This window comes from Paenarthrobacter sp. PH39-S1 (genome assembly GCF_030063245.1).
GTDB lineage: Bacteria > Actinomycetota > Actinomycetes > Actinomycetales > Micrococcaceae > Arthrobacter_M.
In genome coordinates, this window is sequence record NZ_JASISR010000003.1 from 185,642 (window position 1) to 198,909 (window position 13,268).

A 13,268-nucleotide genomic window follows, 5' to 3' on the forward strand; every position below is an offset into this window, starting at 1 on the left:
ATCGAAAATTATATCTTTTGGGTCTTGACGTTCGATTTTGATCCTTTTATGCTTGCTGGTATGTGATCTGCTTCACAGTTGCATGTCTTTCAAGGAGAAATCATGTCACCAAATGAAGAGCGCTCCGCCGCCGATATCAACCGCACGGGCATGGGCCGCCGCACCTTGCTCAAGACCTTCGGCGTCGGCGCTGTCGGCCTGGCCGGCATTCCCCTCATCTCCGCCTGCACCGGTGGCAGCGGACCCGGCGCCGCCGCCACCGCCTCGAAGTCGCTGACCTTTGGTTCCGGCTCATCCGATGATGTTCCCAAGGCCGCCTACAAGGCTGTGACGGACGCCTTCACCAAGAAGTCGGGCATCACCGTGGCAACGAATGTGGTGCCGCACAACGACTTCCAGAACAAAATCAACACCTACCTGCAGGGCAGCCCGGACGATACTTTCACCTGGTTTGCCGGCTACCGGATGCAGTACTACGCCGGTAAGGGACTGCTCACGCCCGTCGATGACGTCTGGGACAAGATCGGCACCAACTTCTCCGACGCCATGAAGAAGGCCTCCACGGGTCCGGATGGCAAAAAATATTTCGTGCCGAACTACAACTACCCCTGGGGGTTCTTCTACCTGAAAAGCTTCTGGGCGGAGAAGGGCTACGAGGTGCCCGCGACCTTCGACGCGCTCAAGACCCTGTGCGCCAAGATGCAGGCTGATGGCCTCATCCCCATCGAATTCGCCGACAAAGACGGCTGGCCCGCGTTCGGCACCTTCGATTACATCAACATGCGCCTCAACGGCTACCAATTCCACATGGACCTCACCGCTCACAAGGAGTCCTGGGACCAGAAGAAGGTCAGCGACGTCTTCGATACCTGGAAGGCGCTGCTGCCGTACCAGAACCCCGGTGCCTTGGGCATGACGTGGCAGGACTCCGCCAAATCCCTGGGCGCCAAAAAATCCGGCATGTACCTGCTGGGCTCCTTTGTCACCCAGCAGTTCACGGACCCGGCTCTTCTGGCGGACGTCGACTTCTTCCCGTTCCCGGAGATTGCGATGGAAGGGATGGATGCGGTGGAGGCCCCCATCGACGGGCTGCTGCTGTCCAAGAAGGGCGGCCAGAATCAGGCCGCACACGATTTCATGGCGTTTATGGGCACCGCCGAGGGCCAGGAGGCGTATGCCTCGGTGGACCCGTCCAACATCGCCACCGTGAAGGGTGCGGACCTGTCCAAATTCAGTCCGCTGAACAAGAAGTGTGCGGACGTTATTGCCAACGCCAAGAGCATCAGCCAGTTCTTTGACCGGGATGCTCTTCCCGCGATGGCGAACAACGTGATGATTCCTGCGCTGCAGGCATTCATTAAGGATGGCTCCGTGGACGTCAAAAACCTTGAAGCCCAGGCAAAGCAGCTATACGCCGCCCAGTAGCGGCGCGGCCCGATCCTGGGCCCGATCCTGACCGCGGCGCCTTCACCGGTTTCATCCGCTCCCGAGAAAACGAGTTGCTATGAGTTCGTCAACCCAATCACCGGTGGCCCTGGTTTCTGCCAAAGCCCCGGGCGGACGCCGTCGGAACCGCAAGGTCCGGCGGATGTCCCGCACGGACAAGATCGTCCTCAGCATCATGGTCGGCATCCCGACCCTGATCCAGCTGGTGCTGATTTGGATCCCGACGGTGCTGTCCATCGGACTGTCGTTTGTGCGCTGGAACGGACTGGACCTGTCCGACATCAAGGCCGCCGGAGCGGACAACTACAACTACGTTTTCAATGATTACCCGCCGTTCTGGCCGGCGGTGCAGCACAACATTCTCTGGCTGGTGTTTTTGGCGGTCATCGCCACTCCGCTGGGACTGTTGCTTGCTGTGCTGCTGGATCAGAATATCCGCGGCAGCAAGATCTACCAGAGTATTTTCTTCATGCCGGTGATGCTCTCGCTGGCCCTGATCGGCATAATCTGGCAGCTGTTCTACCAAAAGGACAACGGCCTGTTGAACTTCCTGCTGGGCACCGCCGGGACGCCGCAGGCGGTGGACTGGTTCGGCAATTCGGACGTCAATATCTGGGCCGCGCTGATCGCCGCGACCTGGCGGCATGCCGGCTATGTCATGATCCTGTACCTGGCCGGCCTCAAGGGCGTGGATGCTTCGCTGAAGGAAGCCGCAGCGCTGGACGGGGCCAACGCCTACCAGACGTTCTTCCGCGTGGTCCTGCCTGCCATGCGTCCGATCAACATCGTAATTGTCGTCATCACCATCATCGAATCACTGCGCGCCTTCGACATTGTGTATGTCATCAACCGCGGCACCAACGGTCTGGAACTCATCAGTGCCCTGGTGATCCAAAACCTCGTGGGCGAGGGCCAGGTCATCGGCGTCGGTTCGGCACTCGCCGTGATTCTGCTGGTCATTTCCCTGGTTCCCATCGTCTTCTACTTGTCCCGCGCCTTCGGGAAGGAAAAATCCGAATGAGCACCTCAGTCAGCTCCCTCCAGGCAAAATCCGGCAGCGCCGGCGTCCAGACCGGCCGCCGGGCCCACAAGCGCCATTACGGGACCCACATCTTCCTGACCGTGATGGCCCTCATGTGGCTCATCCCGCTGGGCTGGTCCCTGTACACCGCCCTCCGGCCCAAGGCTGATACGGACAAGTTCGGGTATTTCAGTCTTGGCGGGGTCTTCAATTTCGATAACTTTGTCACCGCCTGGAATCAGGGCGGATTTCCTAAATATTTCCTCAACTCCCTGATCATCACGGTCCCCACGATTATCCTGGTGCTGCTTTTTTCCTCGATGATGGCGTTCGCCGTCAGCCGAGTGAGCTGGAAATTCAACATCACCTTGCTGATCATGTTCACAGCCGGCAATCTGCTGCCCCCGCAGGTCCTGGCGGCCCCGCTGTTCTCCATGTTTAAACACTTTGGCCTGCCGTATTGGTTCAGCGATTCGGGAAACCTGCTCAATACCTACATCAGCGTCATTGCCGTCAACACGGCGTTCCAGATCGGTTTCTGCACCTTCGTGCTGTCGAATTACATGAAGGCGCTCTCCTCGGATCTGACCGAGGCAGCCCTGGTGGACGGCGCGGGCATCTGGCGCCAGTATTGGGAAATCATCATCCCCCTGTGCCGCCCCGCGATTGCCGCGCTGGCCACCCTGGAGCTGATCTTTATCTACAACGACTTCTTCTGGCCGCTGTTGTTCATTCAATCCGGTGACCGCCTCCCGGTGACCACAGCGATCAACAATCTGCAGGGCGAGTTCCTGTCCAACTACAATCTGCTGGCCGCCGGCGCCATGATCACAGTGGTCCCCACACTCGTTGTGTACGTGCTGCTGCAGCGGCACTTTGTTGCCGGCCTGACTCTCGGTTCAAGTAAGGGATAGAAAAAGATATGAGCATGGACTACGTGACCTCACGGCTCGGCGCCGGAGATGCGGATTCCGGACCGCGGCTGGCCTTCGGCGGCGACTACAATCCGGAGCAGTGGCCGGAGGACGTCTGGGCCGAAGACATGGCGCTGATGCGCGAAGCCGGCGTCAACCTCGTCAGTGTGGGAATCTTCAGCTGGGCCCTGCTGGAACCGGCGGAGGGGGTCTACGAATTCGATTGGCTGGATCGCGTCCTCGACCTGCTGCATGCCAAGGGCATCAGCGTCGATCTGGCAAATGCGACCGCATCTCCCCCGCCGTGGTTCAGCCACAAGTACCCGCAGTCCCTGCCGGTGACGGCCGACGGCGTCCGGCACAGTTACGGTTCCCGGCAAGCCTTCAGCGCCAGCAGCCCGGACTACCGCCGCGCCGCCGCCGCGCTCACCAAGGCGATCGTCGAGCGCTACGCACGCCATCCCGCCGTCGTTATGTGGCATGTCCACAACGAGTACGGCTGTCACAACCAGCCAGATTACGGCGACAACGCGGCCGCGGCCTTCCGGACGTGGCTGCAGCATCGGTACGGGAGCCTGGATGGCCTCAACGCCGCCTGGGGAACGGCCTTTTGGTCCCAGCATTACTACAGCTGGGAAGAGATCCTGCCACCGCGCGCGTCCGGCACCTGGCTCAATCCGACCCAGCAGCTGGACTTCGCGCGTTTCTCCTCAGATGCCCTGCTGGAGTGCTTCCGCGCGGAGGCGGAGATCATCCGCGCGGGATCACAGCACCCGGTCACCACCAATTTCATGGGCTTCAGCATGGCCCTGGAGCGGCCCGTGGACTACTGGAGGTGGGCCGGGCACATGGACATCGTTTCCAATGATCATTACCTGATAGCGGCCGACGAGCGGAACTTCCAGGAACTGGCCATGACGGCGGATCTGTCACGCGGCTGGTCCGGCGGCCTACCATGGCTGCTGATGGAACACTCCACGTCGGCGGTGAATTGGCAGCCACGCAATGTCGCCAAGATGCCCGGTGAGATGCTCCGCAACTCGCTGTCGCATGTGGCGCGCGGGTCCGACGGTGCGCTGTTCTTCCAGTGGCGCGCTTCCCGGGCGGGTGCGGAGAAATTCCACTCGGCCATGTTGCCGCACGCCGGGACGGACAGCAAAGTCTGGCGTGAGGTGGTGGACCTGGGGCAGGCGCTGCGGTCCATTTCCGAAGTGGCGGGTTCCACCGTGGCCGATGTGCAGGTCGCCATCCTGCACGATACGGATGCGCGCTGGGCCGCGGAACTGGATTCGCAGCCCAGCGTGGACGCGGACTTTATCGCCGAGACCCGTCGCTGGCACGATGCCTTCTTCCGCGCCGGCATCACCACCGATATCCGGCGCAGCACCGATGACCTGTCCGGCTACCGGCTGGTGGTGGCGCCAATGCTCTACCTGCTCACCGACGAGGGCACGGCCAACATCGCACGGTTCGTGGAGGACGGCGGGCACCTGATGGTCGGTTACTTCTCGGGCATCGTGGACGAAAATGACCACATCCGAATGGACCCGATCCATGGACACGGATATCCCGGCGCCTTCCACGACCTGCTGGGCGTGCGGATCGAGGAATTCTTCCCGCTGCGGGCCGGCGCGACGGTCCCGCTGAGCGGCTTCGGTGAAGGAAGCGTGTGGAGCGAACTGGGGCGGACGACGACGGCGGAAACCATGGCGACATTCACCGGTGGCGCAGTGGCCGGCTCGCCGGCGGTTACCCGCAACACGCACGGCAGCGGGTTGGCCTATTATCTCGCGACGTCGCTCACGTCCGCAGGGATGTCCGCACTGCTCGCGGACATCGCCACGGTGGCCGGCGTCCGTCCCGTAGTGGCGGATGTTCCGGAGGATGTCGAGGTGGTGAAGCGTTCGCAGGATGGCCGCAGCTGGCTCTTTGTCATGAACCACAGCGATCGGGCCGCCGGCCTGCAGGTCTCCGGCACGGAGCTACTCAGCGGCGAGAGCGTCGGGCCACTGCTCACTGTGCAGGCCGGCCGGACCGCCGTCGTCCGTTTAGACGAGCAGCCCGACTAGCCCAACCAGCCGATCAGCCCGACTAGCTGGTCGATCCGCCCACTCAAGTGTGAGCTCCCAACCCTACGTGAGGAACCCAGATGCTAGCCGATGCCCGCCGCTCCGCCACCGCTGCCGCCGTTGCGCGCGAGGGGGTGGTCCGTGTCTCGGATCTGGCCGAAATGTTCGGGGTTTCCCTGATGACGGTGCGCCGTGACATCGATGTGCTTGATGAAGCGGGCCTGCTGGAGAAAATCCACGGCGGTGCCAAGATCCGGGGCGGTGCCAGCACGCACGAGCCCGGCTTTGAGCTCAAATCCACCCAAGCCCAAGACGAAAAGGAAGCGATTGCCGCCGAAGCCGCCTCACTGGCACAGGAAGGAATGGCGATCGGGCTCAGCGCCGGTACCACCACCTTTGCGCTGGCGAAACTGCTCTGCCAGAAGAGGGGTCTCACCGTGGTGACCAATTCGGTGCGGATCGCGGATGTTTTCCATGCCTCCGCCGCCAAGCTGACCGTCATTCTCACGGGCGGCGAACGGACACCCTCAGATGCACTGGTGGGCCCGATTGCCACCTCGTCGGTGCATCAGCTGCACCTGGATCTGCTCTTCCTCGGGGTCCACGGGGTGGACGCGGACGCGGGCTTCACCACGCCCAACCTGCTCGAAGCAGAAATGGACCGGGCCCTGATTGCGGCGTCACGCAAGGTGGTGGTCCTGGCGGATCACAGCAAATGGGGCATGCAGGGCATCAGCACCATCGCGGCCCTGGAGGATGTGGACGAAGTGATCAGCGACGCGGGCCTCGGCCAGGACGCGCAGCGGGTACTGCGCCAGCGCGTGGGCCGGCTGCGGCTGGTCCCTGTCCCGCAGCGGCAATCCGCCTGACCGACTGTTCCCGACTTCCCGACTGACCGACTGTTCCCGACTTCCCGACTGACCGCCTGACCGACTGTTCCCGACTTCCCGACTGACCGCCTGACCGACTGTTCCCGACTTCCCGACTGACCGACTGTTCCCGACTTCCCGAAGAGGTGCCTGATGGACCCGATATACCTGCGCGTCGACAGCGCGAGCGTACTGATCGACGTCAGCTCCGGTGAGCCCTCCGTGCTGCACTGGGGTGCTGATTTGGGTGCAACACTGCCGGATCTGTCCGCCCTGGGGTCAGGTGGCATGCCGGTACCGCATTCCGCGCTGGACACTCCGGTGGTGCTGGGCCTATTGCCACAGGCGTCCTCAGGATGGCGCGGCCGCCCTGGGCTGCGCGGGAGCGCCGTGACACAGGGCGCGGCGGGAACGGGCTTCTCCGCCCGGCTGAGCCTGACCGGGATGCGGGCCACCGGCACCTCGGCCATCCTCACGCAGGAGGATGCGGAACTGGGCCTGACGGTTGTCAGTGAACTTAACCTGCACGACGGCGGTCTGCTGGAGATACGGCACACGCTGACCAACGAGGGCACGACGGATTACGCGCTGGAGGAACTCGCCGCTGTGCTCCCGATAGGCCCGGACGGGACCGAGATCCTGGATCTGACGGGCCGCTGGTGCCGGGAACGCCATCCGCAGCGACGACCGGTCCAGCAGGGAACGTGGCTGCGCAGCGGCCGGCACGGCCGCACCGGCCATGATTCCGCGCTGCTGCTGGCCGTCGGATCCGCCGGTTTCGGCAACCGCCAAGGAAAGGTCTGGGCGGCGCATTTTGCCTGGAGCGGGAACCATCAGGCCTATGTGGAGGGGTTGGCGGACGGCCGCACCGTGATCGGTGCCGCGGAGCTCCTGGGATCCGGCGAGGTGCTCCTGACACCGGGACAGAGCTACGCCACGCCGCCGCTCTTTGCGGCGTACTCCGACCGCGGTCTGGACGGAATCTCCGAGGCCTTTTATGCTTGGTTCCGCGCCCGCGGACACCACCCCTCCTCACCGCGGCCGGTTGTCGTGAATACCTGGGAAGCGGTCTACTTCAATCACGATCTGGACGTCCTGACGGAACTGGCCGCGTCTGCAGCGGAACTGGGTGCGGAGCGCTTCGTGCTCGACGACGGCTGGTTCCGGCACCGCCGCGACGATCACGCGGGTTTAGGTGACTGGTACGTCGACGCTGACATCTGGCCCGACGGTTTGGGTCCGCTGATCGAGGCGGTCACCAGCAGGGGCATGGAGTTCGGCCTGTGGGTGGAGCCGGAAATGATCAACTCCGACTCCGACACCGCACGTGCCCATCCTGATTGGATAGCCGGCCCCGCCGCCGCCCGGGCCGAACCCGCCGGTCAAGCCGAACCGGCCGATGGAGTCGAAACCGCTGCTTGGTCGCGTCCGGATCAGACCCACCGGCTGCCGCTGGAGTGGCGACATCAGCAGGTGCTGGATCTCGTCAACCCGGAGGCATGGCAGTACATCTACGACCGAATGGACGCGCTGCTGACCGCGCATCCCATCGCCTACCTCAAGTGGGACCAGAACCGGGATCTGCTCGAGATGGGCCACGCGGACCGGCCCTCCGTGCACGAACAGACGCTGGCCGCTTACCGGCTCTTCGACGCACTCCGGGCTGCGCATCCGACGGTGGAAATTGAAAGCTGCTCCTCCGGTGGAGCCCGGGTTGACCTGGGGATCCTGGAACGGACGGACCGGATTTGGGCCTCGGACTGCAACGATGCGCTGGAACGTCAGACCATCCAGCGCTGGACCGGCATCGTAGTCCCGCCGGAACTTGTCGGATCCCACATCGGCCCCACCACCTCGCACACCACGGCCCGCACCCACGAACTGTCGTTCCGCGCCATCACCGCGCTGTTTGGCCACTTCGGCTTTGAATGGGACATCCGTACCGTCGCCGGTGCCGAACGAGACGAGCTGCGAGGCTTCATCGCCCTTTATAAGCGGTTCCGCCCACTGATCCACGGCGGACGAATGGTCCGCGCAGATCTGCCCGACCCATCGCTGCTGCTGCACGGCGTCGTTGTCGGGGACGCGACAGAGGCGCTGTTCGCGCTCGTGGCCGTCTCGACGTCGTACGCAGAGCAGACGGGCCGCGTCTGCGTCCCCGGCCTGGCGGCGGAACGGAACTACCGGGTTGACCTGATATACCCCATGCGGGGCGGGACCTTCACCCAGGCAGCTCCGCCCGCCTGGGTGGCCGACGGGGTGAGGGCGTCCGGACAGTTCCTGGCGGAGGTCGGCCTTCCGATGCCGATTCTGAACCCGGAGCACGCCATACTCCTGCACTTCTCCGCCCCTTGATCCGATTTGAGCTGCCCGTGTTGCGGCAGCGTCACCCGATTGCCCTCACTACGGGCACCTCACACGGGACAAAATGGGATAGTGGGATATGACCTCTGAAGCGTCTTCGACCGGCCGTGGCACCATCCTGATCGTGAACGGGCCCAACCTCAACCTGCTGGGAACCCGCGAGCCAGGCATCTACGGCCATGCAACCCTAGTCAATCTGCAGGATCTCGTGGCGGTCGCTGCCCGCGGGCATGGGTTCGACGCGGACTTCATCCAGTCCAATCACGAGGGCGCCCTGGTGGACGCGATCCATGCGGCCAGGGATTCAGCGGTGGGCATCGTGATCAACGCCGGCGCGTATACGCACACCTCGATCGCCATCCGTGACGCGCTGGCCGGCGTCGGGCTGCCGGCCGTGGAGGTGCATATTTCAAATGTGCACCGGCGCGAAGAATTCCGGCACTTCTCCTACCTCTCCGCAGTGGTGGACGCGGTGATCGTGGGCGCGGGCATGCACGGCTACGAACTTGCCATCAGCTATCTGGCTAAAGCCCTCGCACGGTAAGGGACGGCGGTCCCACGCCACCGGCCCCGGCGTCACCGGTGCATCCGGCTACTTCTTCGTACACTGCCCGGCGGAAACCTGCTGGTCCAGCCCCGGCGCCGCATGCACCACCGGAGCCAGCTCCGTGAGCGTGAACGCGTAACCGACCTGCGCCGCCGCCGTCGCCCGTGCAAAAACGACGCCCACCACTTGGCCGGAGTTGTTCAGCAATGGACCGCCGGAGTTACCGGGCTGCACATCGGCGGCCAACTGGTACACCTCTTCGGCGGCGGGATTCTGCCCATAGATATCCGGCACCAGCACGTTGGAGACGGTCTGGACCGTTGCCGGTTCCGAGGTGAACGGACCGCCGTGCGGGTAACCGGCAAAAGCGGCCCCGTCCCCTGCCTGCAGCTGGCTGCCCAGCGGCAGCGTGGCCGTCTGCAGCCCGTCGACGGCGATCACCGCCAGATCCTGCTGTGGATCAAAGGACACCACACGGCCCGGAAGCGAGCCACCGCCGGGAAGCTCCACCACGGGGCGGCTCACCCCGGCCACCACGTGCGCGTTCGTCACCACCCGGCCGGGCGAGACCACGAAGCCCGAGCCCGTCTGATTCTGACCGCACTGGAACGCCGTCCCGGTGATCTTCAAGATGGACTGCGCGGCCGAATTCAGCGCTGGGGTGTCGGTACTGGTGTTCGGCGGATTCATCGGCGTCACCGGGCCGAGCTGATCGAACAGCTGCGGGATGCCCTCGTTCAGCACGATGGAACGCAGCTGCGCCACGGACGATTTCACTGGCGTCGGCGTGAGTGAATCAATGGTGCCGATGACCTTGGACTGGCCCAGCTGCGTGGAGACGAATGGGATGCCGAGGTTGGAGACACTGAAGGCGAGCACCGAGATCATCAGCGCCCCCACGCCCAGGTTCAGCGCCCCGCCGAGCAGCCGGTCCACCGCACGCACCGGGTGGAACTTCACCCGCCGCCCGATCAGCGTGCCCAGCCGGATTCCCAGCGTATGGCCCAGCACCACGAGCACCAGCACGGCCGCGATCACGGCCACCGTCCGCCAGCCGCTGTCGCCGGCCAGCGAACTCACAAAGGGAACGGCAAAGAACGCCGCCGCCGCGCCGGCCACAAAGCCGAGGATGCCGCCAAGGCTCACCACGAGTCCCACACGCAGGCCGTAGATAAGCTGACCGATGAGCCACAACAGCAACACCAGGTCCAGCACAGTGAATCCGAACATGCCCGTCCTTGCCCCGGCCACGATCGGGTCCGGACTGCCAAGTTTAGCCTCCCCGACCGGGACGAAACCTGAGCGTCCGCCCACTGCCGCCCGCATGGCGGGGAAGGCGGATTCCGTCCCGCCACGGGAGGGACCGCAGGGTCGCGGTGCCGCCGCGGTGGTGAGCCGGTTTGCAGCCCCTCAGGCGGAAAACACTGCCCGGCGACGTCCCGGGCGGCAGCCGTGGGGGCGGCCGTGGGGGCGGCCCCGTCCTGGGAGTCTTTTAGGCGCCCTCCGGCAGCCGCACAACCGGTGCTGATGCCAAGTTGGTCACAAAACGGTGAGAATTCTGAAACAATTGTCATAACGTCACTATTCGCCCACTTCCAACAGGAGATTTCATGGACATCGAGGTACTGCGCAGGGCACCGTTGTTTGCCACGCTTGACGACGAGGCATTCCGTCTGTTGACGGACGAGCTGGCTGAGGTGGACCTCTCCCGGGGGGCCTCCGTTTTCCGGGAGGGCGACCAGGGCGACCAGCTGTATTTCATCGTTTCCGGCAAGGTCAAGCTGGGCCGGACGTCTCCGGACGGCCGTGAATCGCTGGTGGCCATCCTCGGCCCGGGCGAGCTGTTCGGCGAGATGGCGCTGTTTGATCCGGCGCCCCGCAGCACGACCGCAACCGCGGTCTCCGAGACGCGGCTGGCCGGGTTGAAGAACGAAAGCCTCAACGCATTGCTGGGCAACCGCCCCGAAGTTTCCATGCAGCTCCTGCAGGCCCTGGCGCGCCGCCTGCGGCGCACGAACGACAACCTCTCGGATCTGGTCTTTTCCGACGTTCCCGGCCGCGTGGCCAAGGCGCTGCTGGATCTGGCGGACCGGTTTGGACGCCCCGCCACGGACGGTGTGTTGGTGGCCCATGAACTCACGCAGGAGGAGCTGGCCCAGTTGGTCGGAGCGTCGCGTGAGACCGTCAATAAGGCGCTGGCCGAATTTGTTCAACGTGGCTGGCTGCGCCTCGAGGCCCGCGCCGTCGTCATTCTTGACATCAACCGTCTGCGCCAGCGCTCGCGTTAGCCGCTGGCCTCTTGCCAGCCAGTACGACGGCGGCGCCCGGGTCGCCGCTGCGGCTGCCACGGCCGTACCCGCTGAGAGGCGCACCAATTATGGACGGGCACCCCTGCTGAAGCGCGGTGCCCGTCCGTATCTGCTGCCAATCCGGGCGGATTCCCGGTAGCCCGTCAGCGTTCCCGGCTGACTGCCCCCTCGGAGACCGGTGCCGAGGCAACCTCCAGCCAGAACTCCCCGTCCTTCTCGACCAGGCGCGGCTGGTAGGCCACCGCGGAACGCTTATGGTTCAAATAGGCAATGCAGCCGCGCGCGGACGCAATCTTTTCCAAAATGATTTCGCAACCGGGTACCGTCAGCTCGGACAGGGTGAGGCCCACCGTATCGGGTTGCCCGATTTCGTCCCCCAAGGACACCCCTTCACGGCCGGAGACCAGCTTCGCGGCGCTGGCCCAGCGTGCCCAGACACCCCTGCTGGAGAGCAGCGACGGGGTCTGGTTCACCGGCGCAGCGGCGGCGAAATACCGGGTATCAAACCGGCGATGGGCGAAGTCCGGACTGAGCCAGTTCACCAGCGGCTTGAGCAGATCGGTGCGCAGGCCCAGTCCGCGCTTTGCCAGAATCTCCGGGAAGGTCTTGTCCTGATCCGCGATCGCCTCCCGGGCGGCCATCCACTCCGCCCCCTGGGTTCCTTCCACCAGCGAGGACGCATCCCGGCCCGCGAGCAGTATGCCGGTCTCCTCGAAGGTCTCGCGGATGGCGGCCACCACGTGGCGGCGGGCCAGCGATTCGTCGGCCATTCCCATGCTTCTGGCCCACGTCGCCGGCGACGGGCCCACCCAGTCCATCGCGTCGTCGTCGTGCGCCTCAATACTGCCACCGGGGAACGACACCCGGCCCAGCGGTGAGACCCCCTTGCGGTACCCCAGATACGTCTGCAACCCCTCCGGACCGTCCTTGAGCAGAACCACCGACGACGCAGACCGCGGCTTACTCGGGGTGCGTTCGCCGAACTCCATCCACGTCCGGGCCGCCGCCAGCTGGTCGGGGAGCAGCCGGAACGTCCGCGTCCCCGCGGGTCTACTGGAACTGAGCAATCAGCTCAACCTCGACGGGTGAATCAAGCGGCAGCACAGCCACGCCCACCGCGGACCGTGCGTGCACGCCGGCCTCGCCGAAAACCTGGCCCAGCAGCTCGGACGCGCCGTTGATAACACCGGGCTGTCCGGTGAAGGCAGGGTCAGACGAGACGAAACCGACCACCTTCACGATGCGGGTGATCCGGTCCAGATCGCCGATCGCGTTCTTGACCGCGGCCAGCGCATTCACGGCGCACACGGCGGCCAGCGATTTCGCTTCCGCGGCGGACACGCCGGCGGAACCGACCTTGCCGGTGACTGTGAGTTTTCCGTCAATAAAGGGCAGCTGCCCGGACGTGTAAACGTGGTCGCCGGACACCACGGCAGGTACGTAGGCGGCAACCGGGGCGGCGACGTCGGGCAGGGTCAGTCCGAGCTCCCGCAGGCGGGCTTCAACGGCCGACGACGCCGGGGCGGCTTCGCGCGTCTGAGCTGCGTTTTCGTTCTCCGTCATGTCTACTGCTTCTCCCTCTTAAGGTAAGCGACCAGACCCTTGCCGTCCGGTCCGGCGATGACCTGCACAAGCTCCCAGCCGTCATCGCCCCACTGGTCAAGAATCTGCTTCGTGGCGTGGATGATGAGCGGAATCGTGGCGTACTCCCATTTGGTCATGAGCTAAA

Annotated in this window: 12 protein-coding genes; 8 read left to right on the forward strand and 4 right to left on the reverse strand. The window is 64.5% G+C overall.

The annotated features are described in order from the left end of the window. The first annotated feature begins 102 nt into the window (after positions 1–102). The 7 genes from QMG52_RS03410 (at position 103) to aroQ (ending at position 9,227) form a co-directional block, all read left to right on the forward strand. The gene (locus QMG52_RS03410) at positions 103–1,425 is read left to right on the forward strand and encodes an ABC transporter substrate-binding protein (protein ID WP_283559023.1); all 1,323 of its coding nucleotides are present in this window, start codon (positions 103–105) and stop codon (positions 1,423–1,425) included. A gap of 79 nt (positions 1,426–1,504) precedes the next feature. Further along, positions 1,505–2,467 carry a carbohydrate ABC transporter permease gene (locus QMG52_RS03415; RefSeq protein ID WP_283559024.1) on the forward strand — a complete coding sequence of 321 codons (963 nt, stop codon included), beginning with the start codon at positions 1,505–1,507 and terminating at the stop codon, positions 2,465–2,467. Beyond that, positions 2,464–3,381 carry a carbohydrate ABC transporter permease gene (locus tag QMG52_RS03420; protein WP_283559025.1) on the forward strand — a complete coding sequence of 306 codons (918 nt, stop codon included), beginning with the start codon at positions 2,464–2,466 and terminating at the stop codon, positions 3,379–3,381. Before QMG52_RS03415 ends, QMG52_RS03420 begins: the two co-directional genes overlap by 4 nt. A gap of 14 nt (positions 3,382–3,395) precedes the next feature. Further along, positions 3,396–5,450 carry a beta-galactosidase gene (locus tag QMG52_RS03425; RefSeq protein ID WP_283559026.1) on the forward strand — a complete coding sequence of 685 codons (2,055 nt, stop codon included), beginning with the start codon at positions 3,396–3,398 and terminating at the stop codon, positions 5,448–5,450. 80 nt (positions 5,451–5,530) lie between these two features. Then, positions 5,531–6,319: a DeoR/GlpR family DNA-binding transcription regulator gene (locus tag QMG52_RS03430; protein WP_283559027.1), complete on the forward strand. Its 789-nt coding sequence runs from the start codon at positions 5,531–5,533 to the stop codon at positions 6,317–6,319. Positions 6,320–6,472: 153 nt separating this feature from the next. Beyond that, the gene (locus tag QMG52_RS03435) at positions 6,473–8,674 is read left to right on the forward strand and encodes an alpha-galactosidase (RefSeq protein WP_283559028.1); all 2,202 of its coding nucleotides are present in this window, start codon (positions 6,473–6,475) and stop codon (positions 8,672–8,674) included. An 88-nt stretch (positions 8,675–8,762) separates the two neighbouring features. Next, a complete protein-coding gene (aroQ, locus tag QMG52_RS03440) occupies positions 8,763–9,227 on the forward strand; it encodes a type II 3-dehydroquinate dehydratase (protein ID WP_283559029.1) in 465 nt (154 codons plus the stop codon). 48 nt (positions 9,228–9,275) lie between these two features. Here aroQ and QMG52_RS03445 read toward each other — a convergent pair whose 3' ends face one another. Further along, positions 9,276–10,460: a MarP family serine protease gene (locus tag QMG52_RS03445; RefSeq protein ID WP_283559030.1), complete on the reverse strand. Its 1,185-nt coding sequence runs from the start codon at positions 10,458–10,460 to the stop codon at positions 9,276–9,278. A gap of 380 nt (positions 10,461–10,840) precedes the next feature. Here QMG52_RS03445 and QMG52_RS03450 point away from each other — a divergent pair, with 380 nt between their 5' ends. Beyond that, a complete protein-coding gene (locus QMG52_RS03450) occupies positions 10,841–11,518 on the forward strand; it encodes a Crp/Fnr family transcriptional regulator (protein ID WP_283559031.1) in 678 nt (225 codons plus the stop codon). A 164-nt stretch (positions 11,519–11,682) separates the two neighbouring features. On the opposite strand, the gene QMG52_RS03455 is transcribed toward QMG52_RS03450, so the two are convergent. From QMG52_RS03455 to sp36, 3 genes are all read right to left on the reverse strand, one after another. Next, complete coding sequence (locus QMG52_RS03455; protein ID WP_283559077.1) at positions 11,683–12,528, reverse strand: NUDIX hydrolase; 846 nt, start codon at positions 12,526–12,528, stop codon at positions 11,683–11,685. A gap of 61 nt (positions 12,529–12,589) precedes the next feature. Continuing rightward, on the reverse strand, positions 12,590–13,102 hold the full coding sequence (locus QMG52_RS03460) for a RidA family protein (RefSeq protein ID WP_283559032.1): 513 nt from the start codon (positions 13,100–13,102) through the stop codon (positions 12,590–12,592). Between the two features lie 2 nt (positions 13,103–13,104). Next, positions 13,105–13,260: a Sp36 family protein gene (gene sp36 / locus QMG52_RS03465; protein WP_283559033.1), complete on the reverse strand. Its 156-nt coding sequence runs from the start codon at positions 13,258–13,260 to the stop codon at positions 13,105–13,107. Positions 13,261–13,268: the final 8 nt, after the last annotated feature.